Source organism: Pseudobutyrivibrio sp. ACV-2 (assembly GCF_900107545.1).
Lineage (GTDB): Bacteria > Bacillota > Clostridia > Lachnospirales > Lachnospiraceae > Pseudobutyrivibrio.
This window is the reverse complement of the sequence record NZ_FNQZ01000003.1, coordinates 62,953-89,759: the sequence shown is the minus strand read 5'-3', so window position 1 is coordinate 89,759 and position 26,807 is coordinate 62,953. Positions and strand designations below refer to the sequence as shown.

At 38.6% G+C, this 26,807-nt stretch carries 28 protein-coding genes and 6 tRNA genes; 7 read left to right on the top strand and 27 right to left on the bottom strand.

Translation table 11 applies throughout. The features are described from left to right. Positions 1-155 precede the first annotated feature (155 nt). The 5 genes from BLV53_RS05065 to BLV53_RS05045 all read left to right on the top strand — a co-directional run bounded on the left by BLV53_RS05065 (position 156) and on the right by BLV53_RS05045 (position 5,143). Positions 156-1,097: an ABC transporter ATP-binding protein gene (locus BLV53_RS05065; RefSeq protein ID WP_090298003.1), complete on the top strand. Its 942-nt coding sequence runs from the start codon at positions 156-158 to the stop codon at positions 1,095-1,097. After that, the gene (locus BLV53_RS05060; RefSeq protein WP_090297999.1) at positions 1,097-2,242 is read left to right on the top strand and encodes an ABC transporter permease; all 1,146 of its coding nucleotides are present in this window, start codon (positions 1,097-1,099) and stop codon (positions 2,240-2,242) included. The genes BLV53_RS05065 and BLV53_RS05060 overlap by 1 nt, the downstream gene beginning before the upstream one ends. Continuing rightward, entirely contained in the window at positions 2,229-3,392 is a 1,164-nt protein-coding gene (locus tag BLV53_RS05055) for an ABC transporter permease (protein WP_090297997.1), read from the top strand. Before BLV53_RS05060 ends, BLV53_RS05055 begins: the two co-directional genes overlap by 14 nt. Continuing rightward, positions 3,382-4,380 (top strand): sensor histidine kinase, encoded by a 999-nt coding sequence (locus BLV53_RS05050; RefSeq protein ID WP_090297990.1) that lies wholly within the window; start codon positions 3,382-3,384, stop codon positions 4,378-4,380. Before BLV53_RS05055 ends, BLV53_RS05050 begins: the two co-directional genes overlap by 11 nt. 118 nt (positions 4,381-4,498) lie before the next feature. Further along, positions 4,499-5,143 (top strand): response regulator, encoded by a 645-nt coding sequence (locus tag BLV53_RS05045; protein ID WP_090297987.1) that lies wholly within the window; start codon positions 4,499-4,501, stop codon positions 5,141-5,143. Here the strand turns inward: BLV53_RS05045 and BLV53_RS05040 are convergent, their stop codons facing one another. The 4 genes from BLV53_RS05040 to BLV53_RS05025 all read right to left on the bottom strand — a co-directional run bounded on the left by BLV53_RS05040 (position 5,144) and on the right by BLV53_RS05025 (position 8,864). Then, positions 5,144-5,980, bottom strand: a complete 837-nt coding sequence (locus BLV53_RS05040; RefSeq protein ID WP_090297984.1) for an AraC family transcriptional regulator — start codon at positions 5,978-5,980, stop codon at positions 5,144-5,146. It abuts the gene before it with no gap. A gap of 28 nt (positions 5,981-6,008) precedes the next feature. After that, positions 6,009-6,755: a GNAT family N-acetyltransferase gene (locus tag BLV53_RS05035; protein ID WP_090297981.1), complete on the bottom strand. Its 747-nt coding sequence runs from the start codon at positions 6,753-6,755 to the stop codon at positions 6,009-6,011. A 2-nt stretch (positions 6,756-6,757) separates the two neighbouring features. Further along, positions 6,758-7,462 (bottom strand): zinc metallopeptidase, encoded by a 705-nt coding sequence (locus BLV53_RS05030; RefSeq protein ID WP_090297978.1) that lies wholly within the window; start codon positions 7,460-7,462, stop codon positions 6,758-6,760. Positions 7,463-7,598: 136 nt separating this feature from the next. Continuing rightward, positions 7,599-8,864 (bottom strand): DUF6273 domain-containing protein, encoded by a 1,266-nt coding sequence (locus BLV53_RS05025; RefSeq protein WP_090297974.1) that lies wholly within the window; start codon positions 8,862-8,864, stop codon positions 7,599-7,601. Between the two features lie 203 nt (positions 8,865-9,067). Between BLV53_RS05025 and BLV53_RS05020 the strand changes: the two genes are divergently transcribed. Beyond that, positions 9,068-9,772 (top strand): hypothetical protein, encoded by a 705-nt coding sequence (locus tag BLV53_RS05020; protein WP_242879035.1) that lies wholly within the window; start codon positions 9,068-9,070, stop codon positions 9,770-9,772. 192 nt (positions 9,773-9,964) lie between these two features. Here the strand turns inward: BLV53_RS05020 and BLV53_RS05015 are convergent, their stop codons facing one another. The 5 genes from BLV53_RS05015 to BLV53_RS04995 form a co-directional block, all read right to left on the bottom strand. Further along, positions 9,965-10,462, bottom strand: coding sequence for a shikimate kinase (locus BLV53_RS05015; protein ID WP_090297971.1), 498 nt, complete (start codon positions 10,460-10,462; stop codon positions 9,965-9,967). Continuing rightward, the gene (locus BLV53_RS05010) at positions 10,459-11,352 is read right to left on the bottom strand and encodes a hypothetical protein (protein ID WP_090297966.1); all 894 of its coding nucleotides are present in this window, start codon (positions 11,350-11,352) and stop codon (positions 10,459-10,461) included. The genes BLV53_RS05015 and BLV53_RS05010 overlap by 4 nt, the downstream gene beginning before the upstream one ends. Beyond that, entirely contained in the window at positions 11,353-12,345 is a 993-nt protein-coding gene (locus BLV53_RS05005) for a tRNA dihydrouridine synthase (RefSeq protein ID WP_090297963.1), read from the bottom strand. A 193-nt stretch (positions 12,346-12,538) separates the two neighbouring features. After that, positions 12,539-12,775: a hypothetical protein gene (locus tag BLV53_RS05000; protein ID WP_090297960.1), complete on the bottom strand. Its 237-nt coding sequence runs from the start codon at positions 12,773-12,775 to the stop codon at positions 12,539-12,541. Positions 12,776-12,902: 127 nt separating this feature from the next. Beyond that, complete coding sequence (locus BLV53_RS04995) at positions 12,903-14,333, bottom strand: 6-phospho-beta-glucosidase (RefSeq protein ID WP_090298388.1); 1,431 nt, start codon at positions 14,331-14,333, stop codon at positions 12,903-12,905. A gap of 158 nt (positions 14,334-14,491) precedes the next feature. On the opposite strand from BLV53_RS04995, the gene BLV53_RS04990 reads away from it, so the two are divergent. Further along, complete coding sequence (locus tag BLV53_RS04990) at positions 14,492-15,343, top strand: AraC family transcriptional regulator (RefSeq protein ID WP_090297957.1); 852 nt, start codon at positions 14,492-14,494, stop codon at positions 15,341-15,343. On the opposite strand, the gene BLV53_RS04985 is transcribed toward BLV53_RS04990, so the two are convergent. The 18 genes from BLV53_RS04985 to BLV53_RS04900 all read right to left on the bottom strand — a co-directional run bounded on the left by BLV53_RS04985 (position 15,273) and on the right by BLV53_RS04900 (position 26,752). Next, positions 15,273-16,256 (bottom strand): metalloregulator ArsR/SmtB family transcription factor, encoded by a 984-nt coding sequence (locus BLV53_RS04985; RefSeq protein ID WP_090297954.1) that lies wholly within the window; start codon positions 16,254-16,256, stop codon positions 15,273-15,275. The two genes, BLV53_RS04990 and BLV53_RS04985, sit on opposite strands and share 71 nt — an antisense overlap. 11 nt (positions 16,257-16,267) lie before the next feature. Then, positions 16,268-17,077: an ABC transporter permease gene (locus tag BLV53_RS04980; protein ID WP_090297952.1), complete on the bottom strand. Its 810-nt coding sequence runs from the start codon at positions 17,075-17,077 to the stop codon at positions 16,268-16,270. After that, positions 17,074-18,063 (bottom strand): ABC transporter ATP-binding protein, encoded by a 990-nt coding sequence (locus BLV53_RS04975; protein WP_090297950.1) that lies wholly within the window; start codon positions 18,061-18,063, stop codon positions 17,074-17,076. The genes BLV53_RS04980 and BLV53_RS04975 overlap by 4 nt, the downstream gene beginning before the upstream one ends. 6 nt (positions 18,064-18,069) lie before the next feature. Beyond that, a complete protein-coding gene (locus BLV53_RS04970) occupies positions 18,070-18,882 on the bottom strand; it encodes an ABC transporter permease (RefSeq protein ID WP_090297947.1) in 813 nt (270 codons plus the stop codon). Between the two features lie 178 nt (positions 18,883-19,060). Then, a complete protein-coding gene (gene recQ / locus BLV53_RS04965; protein ID WP_090298385.1) occupies positions 19,061-21,319 on the bottom strand; it encodes a DNA helicase RecQ in 2,259 nt (752 codons plus the stop codon). A gap of 185 nt (positions 21,320-21,504) precedes the next feature. After that, complete coding sequence (locus BLV53_RS04960) at positions 21,505-21,816, bottom strand: glutaredoxin-related protein (RefSeq protein WP_090297943.1); 312 nt, start codon at positions 21,814-21,816, stop codon at positions 21,505-21,507. 126 nt (positions 21,817-21,942) lie between these two features. Continuing rightward, positions 21,943-22,245, bottom strand: coding sequence for a type II toxin-antitoxin system RelE/ParE family toxin (locus BLV53_RS04955; RefSeq protein WP_090297940.1), 303 nt, complete (start codon positions 22,243-22,245; stop codon positions 21,943-21,945). Next, on the bottom strand, positions 22,238-22,501 hold the full coding sequence (locus BLV53_RS04950) for a type II toxin-antitoxin system prevent-host-death family antitoxin (protein WP_090297937.1): 264 nt from the start codon (positions 22,499-22,501) through the stop codon (positions 22,238-22,240). Before BLV53_RS04950 ends, BLV53_RS04955 begins: the two co-directional genes overlap by 8 nt. A 172-nt stretch (positions 22,502-22,673) precedes the next feature. Then, positions 22,674-22,746, bottom strand: a tRNA-Lys gene (locus BLV53_RS04945). 49 nt (positions 22,747-22,795) lie between these two features. Then, positions 22,796-22,867: transfer RNA gene (locus tag BLV53_RS04940), tRNA-Gln, on the bottom strand. Positions 22,868-22,912: 45 nt separating this feature from the next. Next, positions 22,913-22,986 (bottom strand) — tRNA-His (locus BLV53_RS04935). A 28-nt stretch (positions 22,987-23,014) separates the two neighbouring features. Then, a tRNA-Arg gene (locus BLV53_RS04930) sits at positions 23,015-23,088 on the bottom strand. 22 nt (positions 23,089-23,110) lie between these two features. Continuing rightward, positions 23,111-23,181, bottom strand: a tRNA-Gly gene (locus BLV53_RS04925). Positions 23,182-23,197: 16 nt separating this feature from the next. After that, positions 23,198-23,272 (bottom strand) — tRNA-Pro (locus BLV53_RS04920). Between the two features lie 161 nt (positions 23,273-23,433). Next, entirely contained in the window at positions 23,434-23,790 is a 357-nt protein-coding gene (locus tag BLV53_RS04915; RefSeq protein WP_090297935.1) for an ArsR/SmtB family transcription factor, read from the bottom strand. A gap of 11 nt (positions 23,791-23,801) precedes the next feature. After that, a complete protein-coding gene (locus BLV53_RS04910; RefSeq protein ID WP_090297932.1) occupies positions 23,802-25,673 on the bottom strand; it encodes a heavy metal translocating P-type ATPase in 1,872 nt (623 codons plus the stop codon). Between the two features lie 46 nt (positions 25,674-25,719). Further along, on the bottom strand, positions 25,720-25,938 hold the full coding sequence (locus BLV53_RS04905) for a cation transporter (RefSeq protein WP_090297928.1): 219 nt from the start codon (positions 25,936-25,938) through the stop codon (positions 25,720-25,722). A 121-nt stretch (positions 25,939-26,059) separates the two neighbouring features. Continuing rightward, on the bottom strand, positions 26,060-26,752 hold the full coding sequence (locus BLV53_RS04900; RefSeq protein WP_170830758.1) for a GDSL-type esterase/lipase family protein: 693 nt from the start codon (positions 26,750-26,752) through the stop codon (positions 26,060-26,062). Between the last annotated feature and the right edge of the window lie 55 nt (positions 26,753-26,807).

The following is a 26,807-nucleotide window of genomic DNA, read 5'->3' as shown; positions in this document are numbered from 1 at the left end:
TTTTAAATCTTTACTATGTGATGTCAGATTTTTGACATATGGTATGTGACATTTGTCATGCCATCATATGACTCAATTCACTGTAATGTGACAAATGCATTATGTATTATAATGGCAGATACAAACAAAACAGCTCGCGAAAAAGGAGAAGTAAAATGGGAAATAACGTAGTAGCAATTGATAACTTAGTTAAGCGATATGGTGAGAAGGTTGCAGTAGATCACTTTTCATTGAATATAGAAGACGGAGAAATCTTAGGACTCCTTGGACCAAACGGTTCTGGTAAGACAACAACAATTAATTGTCTTCTTTCTCTTCTTCAGTACGACAAGGGAGACATCAAAATCTTCAATAAGAATATGGCACCAGATGCTTACGATATCAAATCACAGATTGGTGTGGTAATGCAAAACGTAGCAGTCATCGAAACCTTAAATGTATATGAAAATGTTGATTTCTTCTGTGGTCTCTATATCAAAGATAAGAAGTTAAGAAAACAATATGTTGAGGAAGCCTTAGAGTTCACAGGACTTACAGAATACAAAAAGTACAAGCCAAAGAAGCTTTCCGGTGGTCTCCTTAGAAGACTTAACATCGCCTGTGGGATTGCTCACAAGCCAAAACTTATCATCTTCGACGAGCCAACAGTTGCAGTTGATCCTCAGAGCCGAAATGCAATCCTTGAAGGCATCAAGAAGATGAACAGGGACGGCGCAACAATCATCTACACCTCACACTATATGGAAGAGGTTGAGGAGCTTTGCTCAAGAGTAATCATTATGGACCACGGTAAGAACCTTGCCAACGGAACAACAAATGAACTTAAGTCATCCCTTATGAACCGTGAGACAATCCGAGTAAATCTTCCTAATAAATCTGATGAGATTATCAGCGGATTAAAGGAAATCAATCACGTTTATAAGATTAAGGAGGATGGAGATGATCTTATTATTAAATGCGATGGTGGAGATCATAATCTGGTACATGTCCTCAGTTATCTGACAGATAACAACATTCCTTTTGGTCACGTATCAACAGAACTTCCTACATTAAATGATGTATTCCTTGAAATCACAGGAAAGGAGCTCAGAGACTAATGTTCGGACGAATTTTTGTATATAAATTTAAGGAGATAATCCGAAACCGCTATATGGTTGGCTGGAACTTCCTGTTTCCAATCGTACTTGCCACAGTCTTCTATTTGGGATTTGGAAATATGATTAAGGATGACCCGGACAGCTTCCACACCATAGAAGTAGGATACGTAAATACGAATCAGGCGGAATCAAACTTCGAGACGGTTCTTGATGAACTTACAGAAGAAACAGATGGAAATGAAGCTATCCTCTCCCTTCGTAAATACGGTTCAAAGCAGGAAGCTATGGATGCCATGAATTCAGATGAAATATTTGGATTCTACATGGAGGATGGTGAAGAAATCGAAACTATCGTTCCTACCAATGGCTACAACGCCACCGTCATGAACCAGATTGTACGAGAATACGAGAACAAAAAGAATGTGATTGATACGATAGCAAAGGATCATCCAGAGAACATACAGTCAGCCCTGGATATGGTGACAGAAAATCTTGCAATAATAAAGGAACATGATTTTGGAAATAACACATCACCTTATGTGCAGTACTTCTTCGCATTAATTGCAATGTCATCACTTTTCAGTTCATGGATTAGCACAACAATCCTTGAAGGCATCTGTGCAAATATGACTGAGCAGGGAAAACGCTTTGAGTGCTCACCAACAAGCAAGTTGATGGCCATCGTGGCTGGTATCTGCGCAGCAATGATAATGCAGGCAGTCTCAAATGCAGTAGTTGTTATCTATGTACAAAAAATATTAAAGATAAGCTTTGGTGCTCCACTTGTAAACATAATCGCCATAACAACATTGGGAAGTGCTCTTGGTGTATCCTGTGGTGTCCTTATGGGTTCCCTCATAAAGAATTCAAGACTATTAATGGTTGTTCCACTTTGCTTCACAATGACCTGTTCATTCTTCAGTGGCCTTATGTGGCACCAGATTAGACAGCTTATCGAAAGCAAAGCACCTATTCTTAACAGAATTAATCCAGCAGCCCTTTTAGTCGACTGCCTCTACACAAGAGCCACCTACGGCAAAACAGCAATGTACTACCAGGATATAACAATTATGAGCATCATGATTGTAGTCAGCCTTTTCATAAGCGCAATCCTTTTAAGGAGGAGAAAATATGTCAGTCTTTAATGCAATACTAAAATCATTAAAAGCAAATATCACAACAATCATTGTATATTTAACTATCTTTACAGTATTCGGAAATATGCAGGCTAAGGCAACCACAAGCACTCAGGAAAGCGCCTTTGAAGAAGTCACAGTGAAGGTAGCAGTTACTGATAATGATAATTCAAACCTCAGCCAGGCACTGGTTGATTATCTTACAGAAACTCAGGAAGTTGTTGCCCCTGGAACCGATGATCCACAGGTAATGAATGACAATGTGCGTTTCGCAATTTACGATTATGCACTTATTATTCCAGAGGGATTTGAGGAACAGATTAAGTCAGGTGATGTGGAAGACGCTCTTACCTACATCGCCCCTGGAACTACCGCTTCACAGTTCTTACTTACAGAGAAGCTTAATGACTATTTACAGGATGTTGTGGTATATTTAAATAGTGGTTACAGCGAGAATGAGGCTATTTCTCTCACTCACGACCAGATGGTAAAGCTTAGCAATACACAGGCTACAGTCGTTGATAAATCAGAAGAAAATCATCGTTCTTACTACTCAGGAATGTATACCTTCAACGGCTACACACTTATGATGTTACTTTGTGTATGCTGCGCATGCACTCTTACATTCATGAAGAACAGAGATGTAAACAATCGTATTTCCGTTAGTGGAATGCATTTCTTCACCAGAAACGCTGCTTCAATCGCAGCAGTAATCTTCATCGGCTTTGCTATCACTACTGTGGCAATCATAGTAATCAGCCTGATGGGTCTTGAATACGAAAATACGAAATTCATCTTCTACGCAATAGACACCTACACTCTCATGTTTGTAGGACTTGGAATGGCATATTTCATTTGTTCAATCACAGTAAACGAGAGCCTTATAAACATGGTTGCAAATATGTTTGTACTCTCCATGAGTTTCCTCTGCGGAGTATTTGTAGACACCCAGTATTTATCAGCTTCAATTGTAAAGGCAGCACATTTTTTGCCACTCTACTGGTACACCACAGCAATCAAATTTATAAACGATACTCCAATCAACAACATCTGGAGCCGTCAGTTCGCTAGTTACTTATTAATAGAAGTGCTCTTTGCAATGGTATTCTTCGCAGCAGGTCTTATCATCACAAAGAAAAAGGAGCAATATGCTATATGATATAGTCATCCGCTCTCTGGCAGCGGTAGGATTAGGATTAATAATTAATTCAAATGGCATTACAACCACCTCGGTTGTAATGTCTATTTGTGTTTTTTTGCTTCTTGAAATAAGCCTTCTGTTTAATCAAAAAACAGTCTATCTCACTCTGACAGGAATTCCATTTGTTATAACCTTTGTATATATGGTGGCGGTTATAGATGCCAGTCTTCCACTTGTTTTTTCAATCTTTGTCCTGGGAGGATTCACTTTTATATCTACTATTCTTTGGACAAGAATGATGGAATTGCAGGCACAGCTGCACCGCACCCGTGATGACAGCTTTGAATTGGAATCCATTCTAAAGGATAAAAATAAACGTCTTCTCTCTGAACAGGACCAGCAGGTTCACCTTGCCACCCTTGCAGAGCGAAACAGAATTGCCAGAGAGATTCACGACAATGTTGGGCATTTACTATCCAGAGCCATTTTACTCCTTGGTGCCATAACCACAGTTAATAAGGATGAGAAGCTTGCTCCACAGCTTGATATGCTGGCTAATACCCTTGATGAATCCATGGCAAAGATGCGAGCATCAGTCCACGATTTGCACGATGACTCAATTGATTTGAAAAAGAATTTCGATGAAATAATAAGCGAGCTTAGCGCATTTACCGTAAATACAGATTTAGATTTGGATGAAGCACTTCCAACAAATATCAAACTATCACTGATTGGTATTTTAAAGGAGGCTGTTACAAATATAATAAAGCATTCCAATGGAGATACTGTTTCAGTGATTTTCCACCAGAATAACAGTTTCTGCACCCTGTCCATTACAGACAACGGAACTCTCTCTGATGAAGCAAAGACAAGGATATCCACAGAGGGCTACGATGGCATTGGACTTACCAACATCAAGAGCCGCGCCAGGAACCTGGGTGGGGATGCATATGTATATATTAACGATGGTTTCACAGTTTTTTCCAGACTGCCATTAAATAATTAAGCCTTCCCCTTTGAAGGGGAAGGGGGACCGCTTTAGCGGTGAAGAGATAATGCTTTAGCATTATCTACCTCCCCGGCGAGGGGGAAGCTGTCAGCTTTAGCTAACTGATGAGGTGTATATGAAAAAAATATTACTAGTCGATGACGACGAACTTATCACAATGTCCCTTGAGATGATTATCTCAGCGGACGGAGAATTTGAAATAGTAGGAAAGGGATGCAGCGGCCGTGAGGCGGTGTCTCTTTTTGATGAGCTGAATCCAGACCTTCTGCTTATGGATATCCGTATGGCAGACATGAATGGTCTTGAGGCTGCTGAGGAAATCCTAAGCAAACACAAGGATGCCACTATCCTCTTTCTCACCACCTTTTCTGATGACGAATATATTGTAAAAGCCTTGAAGCTAGGCGTGAAGGGATATCTCTTAAAGCAGGATTACAAGTCCCTTCCTGCTGCACTTCATGCCGCTCTGGATGGTCAAAGTGTATTTGGAGGAGCTGTCATAGATAAGCTTCCAAGCCTTATGTCTTCAGGTCAGGAAACTGATGATTTTGATTATCGTAAATACGATATTACAGAAAAAGAATTTGAGGTCATCCAGCTGGTAGCTGAGGGCTTTTCAAATAAAGAAATCTCCCAGAAGCTCTTCCTTTCTGAAGGCACAGTGCGCAACTACCTGTCCACCATCCTAGAAAAGCTTAATCTGAGAGATCGAACCCAGCTTGCTATATTCTATCTCAAGAAATCAGGAGACGTCCATTAATTAGGCGTCTCCTGATTTCTTTCTGTATTCGCTAGGCAATACCCCGTACTTTTCCCTGAAGGCGTTTGAGAATGCCTTGGAATTAGGGAAGCCGTTGCCAAGGGCGATGTCTACTATCTGTCCTCCTGTTTCTTCAAGCTCTCTGACCGCATGCTCTAGTCTGATGCCAAGTAGATAATCCTTGAAATTGATTCCGGCATGCTTCTGGAACATTCTGGACAGGTATGAAGGAGAATAATTGAACTGGTCTGCCATCATCTCTAAAGAAAGAGGCTCAGCATAATGATCCTTCATATATCGGGTGATACTTGAAAGCTTCTTTAATTGTTTATTGCTCTTTAAAATATCCTCATTAACGTTAAACTTTCTGTATTTTGTAACCAAAAGATGAAGTAGCTCGTAGTAGAGGCTAAGCACCTGAAGCTTGTTTGCTTCCTCTCCGTTTGTGTAAATCAGATACATTTCTGTGAGAAGCACAAAAACTCTGTGGTCACTTTCTCTGTCAGCATGTGAGAACCAGATGAACTGATCATCTGTAAAATATTCTGCAAAGGTGTCCTGTGGAATCTGCAATACTACTGTTTTGTTAGGATTTGGCGCAACAATGCTGTGAACCTCGTTACTGTTTACAATAACAAATTCGCCGTTGCTAAGTGGGAATTTTTTGTCATGCAAAGTGAATTCCAGCTTGCCATCCCAAACTGCAAATATCTCTATTGAACGATGCCAGTGCTTGTCCCTTATATAATTTCCATTGGCTCCTTCAAATGAAAACAGCTTGAAAGGAAGCCCCGCATCTGTAATAACTACCTCGTGTTGATAATCTTTTAAATCCATTATTTTCCCCTATTTCATACCCTGGTCTCTATAGGCCAAGGCGATATCTGCAATCCCCATCATCCTGAAAGCAGATAAATTCAAAACCCAATTTTTCTAATAATCTTCTGCTGGCTTTATTGTCAGGATCACATCTTGCTATAAGGCTATTGAGGTCGTATTCCTCTCTGGCTAGCCTGACAATCTCTGAGCAAACCTCATATCCCAGTCCCTGTCCCCATCTATCTGATGCGATACAAAAACCAAGCTCTGCCTGGTTTTCTCCAAGACATGTATCTCTGACTTCGATACCAGCTCTTCCTATCAAATCTTTTGATATTTTATCATAAACAAGCCACATTCCAAACCCATAAAGTTTATATATATACTGGATATAGTTTAGTTCATACTGCTTTTCTTCCTCATATTCGAAAAGCGGTTCCATATATTTTGTCATGCCAGATTTTGAATAAAGCTGAAACAAATCATCCAAATCAGGCATGGAAAATTCCCTGATAAATGTTCTATCAGTTTCTGAAATATCCCATGGAATATCCATGCAGCGTCTATAGATATTTTCAAATACCTCGTCATCTACATCATCTACATCAATAAGAATATGATTGCATTTCAGATTGTGGATATCATCATGCTCAAAGGCTGCTACTGGTTGATTTCTGTTGTTGCACACATCAATAACAGCCTGACTATCAGTGAGGACCAAGGTCCCCTCTGGATAATCAGGCTGTAAATTTTCAGGTTGAACTATTGTAATTATATTATTTAAATAATTCACTATTAATCCCTTCTGCTTCTACCGTTTACAAGAAGAACCAATCTTAATAGCTGAAGAATTGTAGAGAACAATGCTGCCACGTATGTAAGAGCTGCTGCCTTTAAAACCTTGGTAGCTCCTTTGTGCTCATCTCCTTCAAGGATGTTGTCCTGGTCAAGAATCCTCAAAGCTCTAGCACTGGCATCAAACTCTACTGGAAGTGTAATCAGCTGGAATGCCACAACAAAAGTGAAAAGGAAAACGCCAAGCTGTGCAAGTGGTGTGTAACCGATTAGAAGACCAATCAAAATAACAGGCCAGGAAATCCATGAACCAATATTTGCAAGTGGCACTGATGCTGCACGAAGCTTAAGTGGAGCGTAGCCCTCCTGGTGCTGAATAGCATGTCCGCACTCGTGAGCTGCTACACCTATTGCTGCTACACTGGTCTGTCCATAGGTAGCATCTGAAAGACGAAGCACCTTTTCATTTGGTGAATAGTGGTCTGTCAGATTGCCTCTGATGCGCTCAATTCGCACATCATAAATGCCTGCTGCATGAAGAATCTGCTCTGCCACCTGATTTGCTGTATAGCCTCTGTAGTTTCTGATTTTGCTGTATTTATTGAAGGTACCACGCACATTAAGTGATGCAAGTCCACTGATAAGCGCACCAATCAGCACAAGAATTATTGTTGGGTCGTAACCAAAACCATATCCGTAATACATATCTGCCTCCTTAAACCTTTAATCTAAGATATAGTATAATTCTCTTGGCTGTTATTTACTAATAAAATTTTATTAAAAATATCTAAAGAGGGCTTCCCTTAATTTAGGGAAGCCCTTGGCAAATTTTAATGGGTTATTATTTTACATCCACTCTGCAGGACATGGTATAAACCTTTCCATTTGATTTTTTCATTTTGGCTGTAACAACTCCTGTACCCGTTCCTGTGGCAGTTATTTTGCCACTGGAATCTACATTCAGTACACTCGCATCTGATGATTTATAGGTGATTGTGTAATCCTTTTCTGTACTATTCAGGTAATCAAGGTCAATTGCAACCTGAGCCGTAGTTCCCGCAGACATTGAATACTGGGAATCATCTGGGAGAGTTATATTGCCAGTATTTGTACCATTATTAGCATATTTTTTTTCACTGGAGGCAGGAGCTTTTTCTGTCTTAGTTTCTTTCGCGGGTGTCTTGGTGCTGGCTGCTGTAGTTGCCTTGTCAGCATTGGTACTGGCATTTGTGTTTTTTGTTGAATTAGTGTTGTTGGCACCAGCTTTAGTGGCATCGTTTTTAGTGGCATCTGCTGTTTTACCATCAGTTATTTTCGCATCAGTTGAGTCATCAACTACCTCTGGCTCTCCTAACTGTACATACATGGCGGGTCTTATGCCATCGCCCATATAATAATAATTTTTATATAATAGTTTGTCATTATCATTGCAAAACAGTCCAAAAGCTGGATCATCAAATGAATTGGTTCTGAGCGGCCAGATGCCTCTGGTCTCAAATTTTATTTTATCCTTGTACTCAGTGTACTCATCCGAAGACAGGAAAAAAATATAATCAGACGTTGTAGTCTGTGTGTTATAAACATTCATATTGAGAGACTGTTTTGTCTTATTATTTTTAATATAATCACCATCTAAAGACGTATCATGGTAAAAATTCATAAGACTCTTTTGAGCATCAGCTTCACTAAGAGTTGTCTTTTGTATCTTTGCTCTTTCTTCATCATTAAAGCTATTTACATAAAAGATTTCGTTGCACCAGCCACGCCAATAGTTTTCTGACCATCTCACATAACCTGGAGATTTTTTGTTGTCAACATATGACATATTTACTGCCGTTCTATAGGCAGTTACTGAAGTAGTACTCAAGGTTTTTCTGGAAACTACAAACGCAATTTTTGTAGTATCGTCGTATTTTAAAATAGTCCAGTTAAGTATATTTCCATCCAGGTTACCAAAAGCAATATCGTCCCCCTCTGCATAAGTGGCATTTCCTGATTTTTTCTTGGCAGCCTCAGCTTCAAGCGGAGAAAAAACAAGACCTGATAATATTATAAAACCTAAACTAAGAGCTGTTATCTTTTTCAATGATTTTAATATTTTTTTCATAGCTACCCCTCAATTATAAATTATAAATTAAAAATGTGCGCACTAATCCCGTTATCTACACTCCAAAATCTATTTCGGCTACTTTTATTTAAAAGTTTATAGTCACTTTATAATCAATCACATTTATTCAATTTTGGTCATTGTTAATTTAGATTTCACTTGCTATACTGAGATAAGTTTTTTCATTTTTTAAGGAGTTTTACATGACTAAAAAAGATATGTTAAAAATGTTGCACGATGAAGAACCTATCTTGCGTGCAGAAATCACCGCTCTTTATTCTGTTTTGGACCACAAGCTTGGTCTCCATGGTGCCGACGTACCTATCACTTTTGGTATGGATGAAAAGGCACTTGGTTCTTATATGCCTCCTTCTTACGATAACGAGGAGCAGTTCCAGTTTTCACTTTTCTTCATTGGATTTTGTTTGAATGAGCAGCTTTCAAAGACTGATCGCGTAAATCTTTACAAGCACGAATATGCTCATTATATGACCCGTCACATTGTCATCCCTGAGCAGTATAACTGGCAGCCAGGTGTTCATGGCAGTGCATGGAAATATTGTTGTTCACTTATCGGTGCTATTCCTTCAGACTTTTATGTGGAAGGCCAAAGCCTGAAAAAGGTCGACTATGACTCTGTGCTCACCCGCCCAAATGTGGATCACAAGCAGGTTCAGATGCTTGATACTTATCGCACACAGCGTATGTACAAGAATATGGAAAATGCAAAGGTTCGCTATGAGGTTGGAGATACAGTGACTCATCCTAAGTTTGGAGAGGGAACTGTTAAAGAAGTTGAAAAGCAGCCTTCGTCTGTGAGACTTCATATCCTGTTTGGGGATGAGGTGAAGGTGATTGACCAGAAGTGGCTGGTTAAGACTGGATATCAGAGGGCTGGAGATAGGTAGTGGCTAGCCACTAGGATGTTGGCTCGCCAGTTACGCTATATTTTAGGTTTTGGCTCGCCTGTTACGCAAACAAGGATGATATCACTACGCTCGACTAGGAATGTCTCGCTTAAGTGATATCATCCTTGTTTACTACAGGCTATTTTTTCCTTTTTTAATAGCGTAACTGGCTATCTTCAAGCTGAGATTAGGCTATCTCAGGCTTTTGAGTACGGATGTGAGGGTCTCCTCTAGGTTTAAGCCTTGTTCGTCTACGATTAGGTCGGCATATTTTTCGTAGAGAGGGATGCGTTCCTCGTAGAGAGATTTGAGGGTTTGTCCATCCTTTAGGACTACGCCGCGGCCTTTTAGGGAGCCTAGGCGTGAGTCTAGAGTTTCGTAGTCAAGCTTTAGGTACACTACTGTGCCTATCTCCTTTAGATGTTCCATAGCCTCGGCGCCGTATATTACGCTGCCGCCTGTTGCTATTACTGTTTTATCTGTGTTAATGCTTGCATTTACATCATTTTCTATTTTTAAAAAACCATCTACTCCATCCTCTGCAATAATTTCCTTAAGTAAACGGTTTTCTCTTTTTTGAATAAGCAAATCTGCATCTACAAATTCAAATCCAAGCTCCTTTGCAAGGACAACTCCAAGTGTGCTTTTGCCAACGCCTGGCATTCCAATCAGTACTACATTGTTTTTCATAAATCCATTACCTCAATTTCGTCTTGTCTACGTGGTCTTTCTTGTCTTTCGACTCTGTCATGTGACTCTCGTCTACTATGCCTTTGTCTATTATCCTCTCGCTCTATTCTATTTGTCCTTTTGGTTTTGACACAAGTCTTACCCTGCACAATTTTGTAGGCCACAAAATGTGTGATAAACATAGCCACAATTATGAACAGATGAGTGAAGAAAATATTGGTGATAACACCATTATGCTTTAACAGATACTCTGTTGAATAGCCATACAGACACATTATTCCAAGAAAGGTAAGTGCCATAATCATAATTGGAATATTTGCAATTGCTCTTTTAATGCAATGTAAAAAGTCCTTGAAGCTTGCGTCAAAATAAACGAATCGACCTATCATCAAAGTGAGGAAATAAGCTATGAACATATCATAATTATCATCCTCATAGATGAACTTGATGTATGCAAAAATGATAATCATGTAAAGCATTCCGGTAAGTCTGATGGATGCCATGGCATCTTCATCCAGATGCTTTACTCTGAGAACCACATGATCCAAAAATGAATTAACAAGGATTGATATGACCATAAATACCAGAAGTAAATAGTCCTTGTAATCATCCCAAAAGGTTTTAAATGCTCCTTCTGTAACAAATCGGTTGATCAAATAGTAGGCAGCCATGAAGCCAATGATTGAGCCGCCTGAAAATATCAGTTCATAAAACCTTTCTGACAGGTAGTAAAATTCATGCTCCAGCTTCTTATCGGTTTTATTGGTTCCTTTTGCGTAAAGATAAAATACAAAAAATACTATTCCCATTAGAACCATTGCCAAGGCCAAAAATATTATAAAATCCGGCATATGGAAATAGTGCTCCAAATAATAACTTGTTGTGTACACTTATAGTCCTCCTGATGTTAATAATATATTTGCATAATCCTTGTACTCCATGAGCTTATTCGATTTCCTGAGCTTTTTGATTTGTTTTTCCTGATTCGGGAAATTCTTTTGCCAATAAACCCAGAATTCCTTCATTCTGTGTAATACTGGCTTTTCCCCTGACAGCACTGAAATATACTGCTCTAAAAGACTGTTATGAAAATCCTTAAATTTTGCCATATCTATTTTATCAGGCAATGTGCCATTGTTGTACCAAATGGCAAGCTCAGGATTAGAAATCAAGCCGCGTCCAAGCATTACCGCATTTACGATATCATACTTTTCTTCAATACTCAAAATATCTGCTGTAGTATTTAACTCTCCATTGAATACTAAATTAGCCTTTGCATGACTGATGGCATAATCGAAAAATTCCATACGAAGGGGTTCTTTATAAAAATCGGTCTGGATTCTAGGATGAATGGTCAGCTCGTGAACTGGATATTTATTATAAATATCTAATATTTCATAGAATTCCTCAGGCTCAACCTTTCCAAGCCTTGTTTTGATAGATATGGCAGGTGTCTTAGCATTTTTCCTGCTGCATGCCTCATCTAAACCGCTATAGATAGAGTATAAAAATTTATCTAGTTCTTCTGGATAATAAAGAAGACCTGAGCCCTTTTTCTTTGCCACTACTGTTCCACTTGGACATCCTAGATTTAGATTAATTTCACCAAATCCAAGGGATGCTATTTCAGCTGCCGCCCATAATAAATGCTCTGGATTATTGGTCAAAAGCTGAGGCACAGTAAGACTTACATCATTTTTTTCAGAATCAATATCTTTGAACTCTCTGGTGGTAAATTTAAAGGTAGAATTAGGAGAAATGAAAGGTGTATAAACCTTTCCAACACCACCATAATATTTTAAAAATGTATTTCGATATATTGAATCTGTAACACCTTCTAAAGGTGCAAGATATAGGTTTAATCTATTATTGCTTTTATCCATTTTTTTCCTTTGCTACATAGTTTTAATTACTTGTAAAAGATTGTACCACTTTTAATGTATCTAACATTAACAAAAAAGAAGCAATCCTAGCTTCAGAATTGCTTCTTATCAACATATCACTCTTGCTGACTAAAAATGTATAGTCAACAGGAATCTATATAATTATTCCCCTCTTTACTATTTCATAAAAATTTTATACAGCTATCACATATTCTGCCATATAAAAAATATCCTTTGTCTCTGAAAATCTAATTTCTACATCGTTAAGTGTGCCATCCAAAAGTGTTGATGCTATGGTTCCAATATCATGCTTTACTTTTGGATTAAGAGTGATAATATTTCCATCTGTATTAATCAAATACACCTTCCCTTCACATCCGTTTAGTCTTTCAAAAAATCCGTTTTCATCATTAATGTGTTTAATTCTCATTACCTCTAGCTCCCCTAATCGAGATGTTTTGCATCTCTTTTTTATTTCATATACATATTAGTACAACAATTATCACATTTATGTCACACAAAAACGCCTTCCCGAATTTGGGAAGGCGAGTATTTCATCATATCTGTTCACCATTGCTGGCTATAACATTTTTATACCAGTCAAAGGATTTTTTCTTGTATCTGTTTCCTGTGCCTGAGCCATCGTCATTAAGATCCACATAAATAAAGCCATATCGTTTTCTAAGCTCACCTGTTGTGAATGAAACCACATCGATGCAACCCCAAGGTGTGTAGCCTATCAGTTCCACTCCATCCTCTTCCACAGCAAGCTTCATCTGCTTTATGTGGCTGCCTAGGTAATCGATTCTATAGCTGTCATCTATCGTGTTATCATCCTCAAGTTTATCTATTGCACCAATTCCATTTTCCACTATGAAAAGAGGTAATTCGTATCTCTCATAGAGAGTATCAAGAGAGTATCGAAGACCCTCTGGATCAATATTCCAGCCCCATTCAGTTGGAGTCACATATGGATTTGGAACGGTGTTTTCATTTCCAACGATTGCGTCACTATTGGTTTTGTCAGGAGTGGCCTTTACAGCATTTGTCATATAATAAGAAAATCCAATGTAATCAACTGTTCCGTTTTTAAGGATTTCTTCATCCCCAGGCAAGATTTCAGGCATGGTACCTTCTCTCTCCCACTCCTTCTTCACATAGCTAGGATAATGTCCTCGACAATGTACATCCAGATAAAAAAATTTATCATGCATGGACTGTGTGGCGCACAGCACATCATCTGGATTGCAGGAATAAGGATAATATGCGGTAAAGGCACACATACAGCCAATCATAAAGTCTGGATTTATCTCATGTCCCTTTGCCACCACAAGTGCTGATGCAATCAGTTGATTATGAGACACCTGATACAAAAGCTTTTTCTTGTTTTCTGATTTTGAAAAAATGACTCCAGAATTTACCCAGCCAAATATATCACTGTCCACTCGGTACTGATTGTTTATCTCGTTGAAGGTCATCCAGTATTTAACCTTATCCTTGTAGCGATTCATAACTGTGATAGCGTAATTTACAAAAAAGTCCACAAGCCTTCTATCTGCCCAGCCACCATAATTTTTTACCAGTGCATAAGGCATCTCAAAATGGCTAAGGGTCACTACCGGCTCTATTCCATGGGACAAAAGCTCATCAAACAGATCATCATAGAATTTAAGACCTGCCTCATTAGGCTCACTTTCATCTCCATTTGGAAAAATTCTGCTCCATGAAATAGAGGTTCTAAAGCATTTGAACCCAAGCTCTGCAAACAACTTAATATCTTCCTTATAGGTGTGATAAAAATCAATACCCTTATGATTTGGATATTTTTCAGATGCTACTACACCATCTGTAATTTTACGTGGTACTGATACACTACCAGCTGTCAGCACATCAGAAACAGACAGTCCTCTTCCGTTTACGTCATATGCACCTTCTAATTGGTGAGCTGCCACTGCCCCACCCCACAAAAAATTCTTTGGTAATGCCATAGCTATGTCCTTTCTGCAAATATTTGCACTTATGTTCATTTATAGGTTTCCAAATGCATTTTCCTATTTTGCATTCAGGAATCTATATCTATTTGTATATTAGCAAATATGAAGCTTGTGCAATATCAATATCTAACTATTTGTGATATTATTTAACTATGAATGGAAAATATAACACTTCAGAACAAAATAAACAGCTGGTTATAGCTTCCTTTTTGCAGAGGGAAGCTGACGTGCCTCACCACACCTACGACGAGGAGCTGCTGCAATATGAATATCTTAAAAATGGAGATTTACGCTCGATTGAGGAAAGTATAAAGTTCTTTCGCTCAGAGTCTATGGGCAAATTGTCAACTGACCCAGTGAGAAACATAAAATATCTTTTTGTAGCCACCACCACTTTGGCTACACGTTTTGCCATTGAAGGAGGCTTAGAGGCTCAGACTGCCTATAATCTAAGCGATTACTATATAAGACAGATGGATATTTGCGACGATGTGTCTACAATCGAAAAGCTGCACACTGAAATGATTACTGATTTTACAAAAAGACTTGCTGCCATACATTCTGACAGGGCCAAGATAGATGAAATAGGCGCTCCTGCTGCACTCAGCAAGCCTACATACAGAGCTTTAGACTACATCTATTTCAGCCTTCATCAAAAAATCACTCTAAAGGATGTAGCTGAGGCTGCACACCTGTCACCAAACTATTTGAACACTCTTTTCAAAAAAGAAAAGGGCTGCACAATCCAGGAATACATCTGCAGTAAACGGATTGAAGCAGCCCAAAATATGCTATTGTACTCCGATTTCTCAGAATCGGATATCGGTGAATACCTGGCCTTTTCCTCTACCAGCTATTTTATAAAGACCTTCAGGGAAAGGGTCGGCATGACTCCTATGGAGTTTCAGCGGAAATATTTTAGACATGCCCGCTTTACATCAGATACTCATATATCCTATAAGTCAGAAAATCCAAAGCCTGATCTGCCACTGAATAATACATAAAGCTGCCTTTTCTATGTTTGGTAACAAGGCCACCTGCGTTTAACACCTTTAGCTGTTTTGAAACGGCAGCCTCAGATATTCCGAGCTTTTTCGCCAAACTTTGAGTGGTGTCAGCTTTATGCTTTATCATCTTAAGTATCTGCAATCTGGTTCCATCAGCCAGGCCATTATAGAGCTTTACCAGCTCTTCTGGAGGACAGGATTCCACACCCTCAGCATAAAAATGCTTCACCGTCTGAATTGATGAATTGTCATCCATTCCCATAATAAGATGTGGACTCAAAAATACACTGCCAGTCACAAATATCTTTTTTATTTCATCATATTTGAAATGATATTCCTTGTTCTTCACAAAGATTACCTCACGCTCATCCACTTTAAGTCGCTCATGGATATCAGCTAAGGATTTTGCGATTCCGTCTGTTTCCCAGGATTTTAACAGTTTTTTTAATGCTGTGTTCATGAGGGGCTCTAGAATTATTATCTCATTATAAAAATAGGAGTCGTAGAATCTTTTTGACACTCCAATAATCTTTTGTTTTTGAGAAGGAGTGATAGTTGTACCATTATCGCTAAAAACCTTTTTCCATATATCAATAGAGTAGCCCTCTAGGGTTAACAGGGCCTCCTCAACATTCATATCTCTGGTTGGATATGTGTCAAAGGACACAAAATCGATAGGTGCCAGCCACTCATTTGTACATTCTGATAAATCGACTATATCCTCTATTAGTCCTTCGTCCAGCTGCTCCTGCATTCTCTCCCACCAGCGAAGTCTGGCAGTATGATGCATCGGATTGCAGATAACATGCATTGCTGCAAACATTTCAAAAAGAGGAGAAAAAAATATCTCTCCACATAGCGTATAAGTATATGAATCATCAACTCTGTCTATATAAGTTCCAATTTTCATTTATTACCCTATCAAAACAGGACAACATTGCCCGTCTTTCTCATGTGCTTTTCTACAATTCCTATTGTAAACAATGTTGCAGATAAAAGCACTATTATTATTCCAATACAGGCAAACAAAATATTAGATAGGGATGACACACTTGCATCATTTAACATTACCTGTCTTAAAGCCTCAAGCACATAGGTGAGAGGAAAAATGAAGCTGACAATTTTTGCCCAGGCTGGAAAAATCATTATTGGAACCTTTACCCCGGCAAAAATCTCCATTGGCTCCTCTAAAATGGTGAATAAAAAATCCGTATCCCTAGAATACAAAAAACATGCGTTTAAAAATACTCCCCATAAGAGTGCCATTGCAATAAAAATTATAAGGACTATTCCTAATGATATCGTATTTACGTTAATGGAATCTCTATTGCTGATTATGATTAGCATTCCAAAAACCAGCATAACTATCGCACTTTCAAATACTGATGACAGGGCATTTCCCATTAAAACTGCCAGCCTATTTGCGGTGGAAAGATATATGTACTCTAAAGTTCCACTTTGGCGTTCTCTGGAAAAATTCCAGGCTGACTGAACCACTGACCTGAAAAAGCTCATTGCCATATACCCCAACATGAGAAATACTAATATATTTTTTCCATTTATATATGATATCAAAGTTCCATCCACATCAAATGCACTGTAGCTATAGTATGCTGATAAAAAACTAAACAGTGGCCATATGAATAAAGAAATGTATATAGTCCAGTTGTTAAAATAATTTCGATGCTGTTTTACTGCCTCAGCCCACACTACTTTTAGGAAATATTTCATGCCATTTTCTCCTTTTGCATTTCTTTTGAAAGCTTGATTACAGCCTGTTCTAATGATGGCTCCATTTTATGAAGCTCGTTAATGGTAAGCTTCTCATCAAGTGCAAATTCTGCAAGCTTTGAAGAAAGCTCAACCTTTGAAGTAATCAGAGTTTTCCCACCTTCAAAGGATACGTCTGCATCTTTATCCACAAATCCAATATGATTTTTCAGCTTCAGATAGATTCCTTCATCCATTCCTTTTGTTGAAAAGGCATACTGATTTCGCAGGAACACAAAATCCGTCAATTTCCTTTTTGTTCCTTCCACTATCAGCTCTCCATTATTGACCAGATAAATATAATCACATAATTGCTCCACCTCTGACAGATAGTGGGAAGTTAGAAGAATTCCCTTTTCCTGTTTCTTTGCCAGATTCATTATTTCCTCATGAAGCTCCTGAGTCACCACTGCATCAAGGCCGATTGTAGGCTCGTCTAAAAATATGTATTTTGGATCATTAATCATTCCCCTGGCAATCTGCAGCCTCTGCTTCATGCCCTTTGAAAAAGTTTCCACTGGAATATTTGCTTTATCTTCAAGTCCTACAAGCTTTAAAAGTTTTTCTATCCTCTGTTTTAAAATAACATTTTCTATACCATACAGTTGACCGTAGTACCACAGATTTTCATAAGCTGTCAGCCTCCAATATATCATGCGCTCTCCACCGGCAATCATGTTTATTTGCTTTTTTACCTCTGTAGGATGTGCTATGGCATCCAGCCCATCAAAACTATAGCTGCCAGCGGTTGGCTCAATAAGTGTTGTAAGCATCTTTATTGTTGTGGTCTTACCAGCACCATTTATACCAAGAAGACCTACTATTTGACCAGCTTCTATACGCATCGAAATGTCTTTTACTGCTTCTACTTTTTCTCTATGGGATTTAAAAAGTCCATCTCTTCTTTTTACATCATAAGTCTTTTTTAGATTTCTAACCTCAATCATATTTTCCTACCCTTCCATTTTCTCTAACGCTATTCTTTCCGCGTGTTTCATCAGAGGCATTCCCATTGCTATATAGACAGTACCAACTGCTAGCGCCTTGATAGCCAGTTTGACCACCTGCGCTTGAGGCATACCGCCAAGCAATGATGCTCGCATGATTGAAACACAATCTGTAACTGGGATTATGCTGCCTAATACCTTTAGACCAAAAGGCAGATATTCCTTAGGGAATGTGATTCCACAAACTAAAAACATGGCTGTAAACAGGGTGTTTTGTGTAATATAGGTGTTTCTGGTATAAAGCATGACACACCCTAGAATCAGTGATACACCAAAGAAACAATAAAGAGATATCAATACTGCCACAACAAATTCTATTAGGTTAAACTCATGTATCCTAAGTCCGAATACAACTCCTATAATCGCTGCAATTGCAGTCTCTCCGAAAGTGGTTATTGTCTGCAGTAACATATTTCCCAGAAAATATGCCACTCTCCTAAATGGCGCCAGCATCAGACTCTCTAAAGTCCCCTCCCACAGCTCTGTCATCAAAGTTCTACTGACGTTGAGACAGGTACGCACCACAAATAAATACATAAGGCTTCCCACTATAGCATAGCTCATGTAATCGCTGGTTCCAGTTAAGCCAGTAAAGCTATCCGAGAGCTGCCCCCTGAAAAAATAGTGATACATCAGCCATGCCCCAAAGGTGGTATAAAAGGATGTAAGAATACATCCCACCATAAAGCTAATGGGATAAGCCCTAAGCCTTACCTGAAACTCCTTTGTGATGGTAGCTTTCAATACTTTATATTCCATTATTCCCTCCCTTTCTTTGATTAACTATATGGTTAATCAATTTTCATTTTTCAAAAATATATGGGAGTATAAGGATTTGATATGGGTATGTCAAGAAATGAATAAAAAATAGTAATCTAATTAAAAGAAAAATGAGCCCCTAGTCTAAAAAGACCGGAGCTCTATTTTATCAATATTTTTACATGTTAGATTCTATCAGCGTAGCGTAATGCTCCACAATCTCCTTTTGTATAACTTTTGGATACAAAAGAACATTATAGGGATTTCCATTTTTGCTAATTTTTTCTGTGGTAACAATGCCTTTTTCAATACCAAGTGAAGTTTGAGTCTGGATATTTCTGCCATCTATTTTCTTTTCTTCAACATATCCGGCCTGAGCTAAAAATCTAAAAATATCTGTACCATATATTTGCTTTACATTTTCAACAGAAGTAATTCTATTTAATTCCTCTTTGATTTCAGTGACCAGATATAAATCCTTGTACTCGAAATTGCAAGCATCCTCTGGATTAAGATAAAATGGGACTTTTTTAGGCTTTCGTTCTCTTTCCCCTGATATTGTGGTGTCCACGGTATCATTATCATCCATAATGCTAGTAACTTCATCAGGATGTTCATTTATAAATGTTGCAATAGCATCTAAGAAACGACTTCCATATTTTTCATATTTTGCCTCACCTACACCTGATACATTTAGCATAGATACTTTATCATGAGGGCACTTTGCGCTCATATCAATCAGGCTCTTATCGCTAAATACAATATATGGCGGCAAGCCTTCTTCTCTGGCAATGTTAACGCGTAAATTGCGTAGAATGTCAAACAATTCAAAGCCTGCTTTAGTCAGAGAATCCGTACCCTTTCTGCTGCGGCTTGATTTCTTTGAATCCAACTCTCTATCCTTGTAGGTTTTCACGATTATACGGGTCTTGGGATTTCTGAGAGAAGAAATATCACCCATGCGAATCACACTATATTTTTCTGCAGTCTGGGTTAAATAGCCATCTGCAATAAGCTGATTTACTAATAAGCGAAGTTCTGTTTCAGAATGGTGGTTTAATACTCCATATGTTTTGTAATTGGTCACACCAAGCTCTTTTAGCCTGGCCCTATTGGCTCCTATCAAAGTACCTAATAGGATGTTTAATCCATATCTGCCTCTGGTTTCGTAGACACAATTAATGACCTGCTTTGCTTCCGCAGTCATGTCTATTTCCGTAAACTCTCTGTGGCAGTTACCGCAGCTATCACAGGGCTCAGTTTTCTTCTCTCCAAAGTATTCAAGGATATAGTTGCGAAGACAGCCTGATGTTGTACAATATCCTTCCATTAGCTGAAGTCTTCGCATGTCTCGCTGCCTAATGAGTTCAGCATCCTCCAGTGAAACCTCAAAATTTTCCTTTTTCTCAAGCAAAAATCTGTTGATCATCACATCCTGGTTTGAAAATAATAATATGCACTGTGATGGCTCTCCGTCACGACCGGCACGACCAGCTTCCTGATAATAGTTTTCCATACTCTGCGGCATGTTGTAATGAATAACAAATCTGACATTTGATTTATCTATGCCCATACCGAAAGCATTGGTTGCAACAATCACAGGGCATTTATCATATATAAAGTCATTCTGACTGGTTTTTCTGTCTTCGTTACTCATGCCTGCATGATACCTGGCAGCAGGTATGCCTTGATTTACCAGCATTTCATATACAGCATCAACATTTTTCCTGGTAGCACAATATATAATGCCACTTTCCTCTGGATGCTTATTTATGTAATTGAGAATATAATCATTCTTCTTTTTAATAACCTGCACATCAAAATAAAGATTTTCCCGGTCAAATCCTGTAGTTACAAGCTTTGGAGACTGCAATTTAAGAACGCATGAAATGTCATTTTTTACTTCCTCTGTAGCTGTTGCTGTAAAAGCACTTACGATTGGTCTTTTACTAAGAGAGTCAATGAAATCGACAATTTTCAGATAGCTAGGTCTGAAATCCTGCCCCCACTGAGAAATACAATGTGCTTCATCTATGGTTATCATGGAGATATCTATTTTGTTGACAAATTCTATGAAGTCATAGCTTTCTAATCTTTCAGGTGCTACATAGATGATTTTATAAAGTCCATCTATAGCTTTGGCATAGACCTGTCTAATCTGTGAATCGGTCAGTGCAGAATTAATATATCCTGCCTGAATTCCAATATCATTTAGTGCACTCACTTGGTCCTGCATCAATGAAATAAGGGGTGAAATAACTATAGTAATGCCTGATAATAGCATGGCAGGCACCTGATAGCATACCGACTTTCCAGCACCTGTAGGCATTATCGCCAGTACATCCTGCCCCTGCAAAATGGCTTCGATGATATGCTCCTGCCCTGGTTTGAAGGAATCATATCCATAGTATGCTTTTAATACCGCTTTAGCATCCATATTTTCCAATAACTTATACTCCATTCTATCTATAAAACTCTAGTAAAATCACATCATTTCACTAGGACATGTGATAAATAATACAGAAACTTTGTTCGATATTCAATAATAAATTTGCACAAAAAAATGTAGTTGCAAGCGAATTAACTCTCTAACAACTACATCTTTTGATTTTACATTTTATCTTAGCAGCCCTTTTTTCCAGCCTTGTGGTCGTCTATAGAACATGCTGCCGGGCTTCCATACTCCACAAGTCCTGCATCTGCTGGATCAAGGCTGATTCTGCCATCCTCAAATACAAAGCATGGAATACCTATATCGCCTATTTCCTTTGAATGATCAAACTCTGGTCTATTATCTCTCAAATCCATAAACTCATGCATGTAGCGGACATGCTGGCCTATATCTATGTACTGGTACTGATCTTCCTTCCCCTCAATCTGTGGCTGAAGAAAATCACAGTATGGACAAGTGTGTAAACCGTATATTTTTATCATAGTGTCTCCTTACTTTATTTTACTGCGGCGCAATTATGCAGCGCTGTATATCTTAAATTGAATCTTATTTGCGGTACGGATTTGCTGAGGCTTAGAAGGTTCGAAGGCAAGTTGTAGTAAAAAAGGTTAAAGATTTCTCCCTTGATACTGCACAGTCACAACTAGTACTCTCATCTTATCTGCATCAATTCTAAATATAGCAATATAATTATCAACTATTAGTTGTTTATATCCTTTACCTGCATATCTACCGGTAACCCTATCTTGATGAGATTCTGGCAATGTATCGAGTCCAAGTATAGCTTCCTTTATTCTATCAATCTGTCCTTTTGCATTTTCAGGAGACAACTTTTCATAAGCAATATAAGCATATATTTCCTCAATATCCCTATAAGCTCTTGGCATTAATTCCACAGTATACTTAGTCAAAATACTTTTTCTCCAATTCTGCAAATGCTTCCTTTGCATCTACTGTCTTACCTGTTTCAGCAAACTCCTGCTCTGCTTCAAAAATAGCCTGATCTATTCGATTTTCTCTTGCAAACTTCTCGTACAATTCTGCACTCATAACCACAAGATCACTATATCCATTTTTAGTGATAAAAATAGGCTCCTTTTGTCTATGTGCAATTTCTGATATTTCACTTGTATTTCTTAAATCTCGTATAGGCATAATTGTTGGCATAATAACTACCTCCTTATTTAACTTTATTGTAGCATAATTATGCTGCACTGTATATATCTTTACTTAAAATCCTATTTTACTTACATATTGCAGTCTCAACCAGTGACAAATTGTCACCAGTTCGAATACTAGAAAAAGACCTCGAAGCAAAAACTTCAAGGTCTTCATTTGCTGAGGCTGAGGAGGCTCGAACTCCCGACAACCTGATTAAAAGTCAGGTGCTCTACCAACTGAGCTACAACCCCATATTCAGTTTTGAGACAGTCGCCATAAATAAAAGGCATAGACCAGAAACTGGGCTAGCTGGATTCGAACCAGCGAATGCCAGAATCAAAATCTGGTGCCTTACCGCTTGGCGATAGCCCAACAAAGGACTTGGTGCCCTTCTTCAATTAGTTGCTACCGCAACAGGGTGGGTAGAGGGGTTCGAACCCTCGACCTTCGGAACCACAATCCGACGCGCTAACCAGCTGTGCCACACCCACCATACTGATAAAACATAAACCGTATAAATGTGCCAGAAGGGATTCGAACCCCCGACCCACGGCTTAGAAGGCCGTTGCTCTATCCAGCTGAGCTACTGACACATATGTAATTTAGAAATATAAGAGCGGGTGATGGGAATCGAACCCACGTATTCAGCTTGGAAGGCTGATGTTCTACCATTGAACCACACCCGCATATTAAATTTCTAAGTCGGGGTGACAGGATTCGAACCTGCGACCCCCTGGTCCCAAACCAGGTGCTCTAGCCAAACTGAGCCACACCCCGATTTCTTTCGTTCGCTTTATCTCTCTCGCGAACAAAAAGAAGTATATATTAGAACACCACTAATGTCAACAGATTTTTTAAAAATTAATTGTTAGAATTCTGTGTAAAGTTTCTGATATTCCGACAATTAAATTGCACATATCATAACTACCAAAAAAACACTACTCCAGTATATGGCTGAGGCCCTGAGCTATTATGGTAACAACGTGATCATCCGCTAGACTATAGTACATCTGTTTGCCCTCTCTGCGGCTCTTTACCAGCTTGTTAGTGCGAAGGATCTGGAGCTGATGGGAAACAGCAGACTGTGTCATTCCAAGGCTTTCTGAAATATCACATACGCACAATTCAGACTCAAATAGGGCCACAAGAATCCTTACTCTTGTGCTATCGCCGAATACCTTAAATAATTCAGCCAAATCATATAAAGCATCCTCGTCAGGCAAATCATTTAAAACTCTATTTACCAAATCAGTGTGCACGCATTTCTCGTCACAAACTTCAGCATGTTTACTCATTTTGCTACTCCTTACACATTCTTCACACGCAAAGCGCGGATTGCATTTAATACTGCTATTACCATTACTCCTACATCAGCAAAAATGGCATACCACATATTGGCTATACCAATGGCTCCCAAAATAAGGCAGCCCACTTTTATTCCAATTGCGAAATATATATTTTCATATACTATTCGCATACATTTTTTTGCAATGCCTATGGCCTTTGCTATTTTTTTAGGGTCATCATCCATAAGTACAACATCTGCTGCCTCTATGGCGGCATCTGAGCCTAGTGCCCCCATGGCAATGCCTATATCTGCCCTGGAAAGTACAGGAGCGTCATTTATTCCATCACCTACAAATACAAGCTGTTCATTTGCCTGTTTGATGGCCAAAAGCTCCTCAACCTTTGTTACCTTATCAGCAGGTAAAAGCTGTGAAAAAACTGCATCCAGCCCCAAATCATTTGCTACGATATCTGCAACATTTTTGCTATCTCCAGTAAGCATAACAGTCTTTTTGACACCAGACTGCTTTAATGCTTTGATAGCATCCTTTGAAGAAGCTTTCAGCTTATCAGAAATAAGTATATATCCACTATACTTACCATCTATAGCCACGTGAATGACTGTTCCAGGTTCTTGAACAGGACTTATCTGCAAACCAAGCAGATTCATTAGCTTTTCATTACCGACAGCTAAATTATAACCGTTAACTAAAGCTTTTATTCCAGAACCCGCGATTTCTTCCACATCCAAAACACATGACGAATCAATTGGCTTTCCATAAGCTTCTTTCAGGCTTTTTGAAATAGGATGGTTAGAGTACACCTCTGCCATAGCGGTCTTCTCCAACAGTTCTTCCTTTGATATGTTATTTGGAACAATCTTAGTTACTTTAAATACACCTTCTGTGAGTGTGCCGGTTTTATCCATAACTACGTATTTAACCTTTGATAAAAGGTCTAGATAGTTTGAACCTTTTACCAATACTCCAGCCTTGCTGGCACCACCTATTCCTGCAAAGAACGTAAGTGGAATGCTAATTACAAGGGCACATGGACAACTGATAACAAGGAATGTCAAAGCTCTATAAATCCACTGTGTAAAGCGTGGATCTACACCTATAATGAGGCTGACTACTGGTGGAATAATGGCAAGTGCCAAAGCACTGTAGCATACCGCAGGTGTGTAAACTCTGGCAAATCGAGAGATAAAGTTTTCAGGCTTTGATTTCTTTGATGAAGCATTTTCTACCAGATCTAATATCTTTGAGGCTGTAGATTCGCCAAAATCCTTGGTTGTGCGGATTTTAAGCACACCAGACATATTAATGCAGCCTGATATGACTTCATCCCCTATTTGGGCTGTTCTAGGAACACTTTCGCCGGTAAGTGCCGCTGTATCAAGTGTTGCATTACCATCGATAACCACGCCATCGATAGGTATCTTTTCTCCCGGCTGAACTATGATTTCAGTACCAATTTCCACTTCATCAGGATCCACCTGGACAAGCTCACCATTTTCCATGATATTTGCAAAATCAGGTCTTATGTCCATAAGTGCAGATATGTTTTTACGGCTTTTACCTACAGCATATGACTGGAACAATTCACCAATCTGATAAAACAGCATAACCGCTACTCCCTCGGTATATTCTCCAAGTGCCATTGCGCCAATGGTGGCTACAGCCATAAGGAAGTTTTCATCGAAAACCTGCTTGTTTTTAACACCCTTGAATGCCTTTTTTAGAATGTCATACCCTATTACAAAATATGGTATCAAAAACAAAACAAATCTAAGTATGCTATCCTCCTCAAGTGGAAGCAGTAGCAACACCGCCATAAGTGCAGCTGCAATTATTATTCTAATTAAAACCTTTTTTTGCTTTTTATTCATGGTGTGCCTTTCTAACTAGAAAATTAAGTGGTTACGAAATTAATATTTATAAAAATATCTCGCAGTCGTCTTCTACCTTTTTGCAGTTCTTGAGAACTTCTGCCATAACAGACTTTACATCTGCACCTTCCTCGAACTCTACATTCATCTTAAGTGCCATAAAGTTTACAGTAGCATCTGCTACACCTGGAGTATCCTTTGCTGCCTGCTCCATTTTGTTTGCACAGTTTGCGCAATCCACATCAATCTTATATGTCTTTTTCATACGTTCCTCCTTTGGAATTTCCCTAACACTATTATTTGAACATTTGAATATCTGTTCATATGTTGATATAAATATAAACCCGCTGAACAATAAAGTCAACAGGTTTATTTGATATTATTTATTATTTAGTTTTATCAATATCCAGCTTTTTGATTACATCATACACAGCATCTGAAATAACTGAGTATCCTTCTACATTGAAGTGAACACCATCTGTATAAAGGTCTTCCTTGTTTTGCGTGATTGTAAATAAATCTATCACTTCCACACCTGTTTTTTCAGCGACCTTTTCAATAGACGGAGCAAGCTTAAAATACACTACCTTTTCGTTTATGTTGTATTCCATTTCACCTGACTTATTGATAGGAAAACAGTATGGACTTCTCATAAGATAGACCACAGGCTTGCTTGGTAAGTCCTGATAGCTCTTTACTAATGACTCTAAGCCCTTCTCGTAGGAATTCTGATCCCAGTTAAAGCGTTTGGCATCATTAGTTCCAAGCATCAATACTACAACATCTGGTTTAGATTCCAATGAATCTTTATATTCGTCAGAATCAATATATGGCAAATCGCCATTAGGCGAAGCAGTAGCATTGCGCAAGCCAAAATTGGAAACCAGATATGAGGTCCCCAGTCTGGTCTGTAGCTGTGCCGGATAACTGTCGATTTCTTTCGATTTAAGCACGCCACTTCCATATGTAATGCTATCTCCTGCACAAGTCACCCGGATTCTGGTGTCCGCATCACCAAACATTCCGGCCTTGAAAAGAATTGCAAACAAAATAACTATAGCAACAAGTAATACAATCATTTTTCTCTTGTATAATTCTCTTATTATTGAGGTAATTTTCATTATTATTTCCCTT

Coding starts and splice junctions, on each gene's coding strand:
- BLV53_RS05015 (WP_090297971.1), bottom strand. CDS start 10,462: ATGAAAAACAATGTAGTACTGATTGGAATGCCAGGCGTTGGCAAAAGC.
- BLV53_RS05005 (WP_090297963.1), bottom strand. CDS start 12,345: ATGGATAAAAGCAATAATAGATTAAACCTATATCTTGCACCTTTAGAA.
- recQ (WP_090298385.1), bottom strand. CDS start 21,319: ATGGATGCTAAAGCGGTATTAAAAGCATACTATGGATATGATTCCTTC.
- BLV53_RS05025 (WP_090297974.1), bottom strand. CDS start 8,864: ATGAAAAAAATATTAAAATCATTGAAAAAGATAACAGCTCTTAGTTTA.
- BLV53_RS04975 (WP_090297950.1), bottom strand. CDS start 18,063: ATGATTGAGGTTAGAAATCTAAAAAAGACTTATGATGTAAAAAGAAGA.
- BLV53_RS04910 (WP_090297932.1), bottom strand. CDS start 25,673: ATGAATAAAAAGCAAAAAAAGGTTTTAATTAGAATAATAATTGCAGCT.
- BLV53_RS05055 (WP_090297997.1), top strand. CDS start 2,229: ATGTCAGTCTTTAATGCAATACTAAAATCATTAAAAGCAAATATCACA.
- BLV53_RS04905 (WP_090297928.1), bottom strand. CDS start 25,938: ATGAAAAAGACATATAAGATTGATGTGGATTGCGCAAACTGTGCAAAC.
- BLV53_RS05045 (WP_090297987.1), top strand. CDS start 4,499: ATGAAAAAAATATTACTAGTCGATGACGACGAACTTATCACAATGTCC.
- BLV53_RS04985 (WP_090297954.1), bottom strand. CDS start 16,256: ATGAAAATTGGAACTTATATAGACAGAGTTGATGATTCATATACTTAT.
- BLV53_RS04900 (WP_170830758.1), bottom strand. CDS start 26,752: ATGATTGTATTACTTGTTGCTATAGTTATTTTGTTTGCAATTCTTTTC.
- BLV53_RS04915 (WP_090297935.1), bottom strand. CDS start 23,790: ATGAGTAAACATGCTGAAGTTTGTGACGAGAAATGCGTGCACACTGAT.
- BLV53_RS05065 (WP_090298003.1), top strand. CDS start 156: ATGGGAAATAACGTAGTAGCAATTGATAACTTAGTTAAGCGATATGGT.
- BLV53_RS05050 (WP_090297990.1), top strand. CDS start 3,382: ATGCTATATGATATAGTCATCCGCTCTCTGGCAGCGGTAGGATTAGGA.
- BLV53_RS04990 (WP_090297957.1), top strand. CDS start 14,492: ATGAATGGAAAATATAACACTTCAGAACAAAATAAACAGCTGGTTATA.
- BLV53_RS04995 (WP_090298388.1), bottom strand. CDS start 14,333: ATGGCATTACCAAAGAATTTTTTGTGGGGTGGGGCAGTGGCAGCTCAC.
- BLV53_RS04950 (WP_090297937.1), bottom strand. CDS start 22,501: ATGCCAACAATTATGCCTATACGAGATTTAAGAAATACAAGTGAAATA.
- BLV53_RS04960 (WP_090297943.1), bottom strand. CDS start 21,816: ATGATAAAAATATACGGTTTACACACTTGTCCATACTGTGATTTTCTT.
- BLV53_RS05000 (WP_090297960.1), bottom strand. CDS start 12,775: ATGAGAATTAAACACATTAATGATGAAAACGGATTTTTTGAAAGACTA.
- BLV53_RS04980 (WP_090297952.1), bottom strand. CDS start 17,077: ATGAAATATTTCCTAAAAGTAGTGTGGGCTGAGGCAGTAAAACAGCAT.
- BLV53_RS04970 (WP_090297947.1), bottom strand. CDS start 18,882: ATGGAATATAAAGTATTGAAAGCTACCATCACAAAGGAGTTTCAGGTA.
- BLV53_RS05040 (WP_090297984.1), bottom strand. CDS start 5,980: ATGGATTTAAAAGATTATCAACACGAGGTAGTTATTACAGATGCGGGG.
- BLV53_RS05020 (WP_242879035.1), top strand. CDS start 9,068: ATGACTAAAAAAGATATGTTAAAAATGTTGCACGATGAAGAACCTATC.
- BLV53_RS05060 (WP_090297999.1), top strand. CDS start 1,097: ATGTTCGGACGAATTTTTGTATATAAATTTAAGGAGATAATCCGAAAC.
- BLV53_RS05030 (WP_090297978.1), bottom strand. CDS start 7,462: ATGTATTACGGATATGGTTTTGGTTACGACCCAACAATAATTCTTGTG.